At 61.0% G+C, this 241-nt stretch carries 1 protein-coding gene; it reads left to right on the top strand.

Features of this window, described 5'->3' with window-relative positions; all coding sequences use genetic code 11:
• Nucleotides 1-241, top strand: a 241-nt coding sequence (locus SB765_RS33075) for a hypothetical protein (RefSeq protein ID WP_410932955.1), incomplete at both ends; no start/stop codon positions are given.

Genomic DNA, 241 nt, shown 5'->3' with positions numbered 1-241 from the left:
GGTGGTGTACAAACGTTTGCAGAACGCCAGGAAGGACTGCATCAACCCGCTGGATACCCCGTTGGGCCAGCGCTACCCGCTGCCGAAGGACCGTGAGTTCAACAAGAACTTCTTGACCATCCTGGTAACGCCGCCCGAGCGTGAGAAGCCCTATGAGGGCATGAGCAACTTCGTCGGCCGCATGGTCGACCTGGCATACCGGCGCAAGGACGACAAGATCGAGCGGGCCAGCCCGGAAACC

This window comes from Pseudomonas sp. SIMBA_067 (assembly GCF_046534675.1).
Classification (GTDB): domain Bacteria; phylum Pseudomonadota; class Gammaproteobacteria; order Pseudomonadales; family Pseudomonadaceae; genus Aquipseudomonas; species Aquipseudomonas putida.
This window is presented reverse-complemented; position numbering and strand designations above follow the sequence as displayed.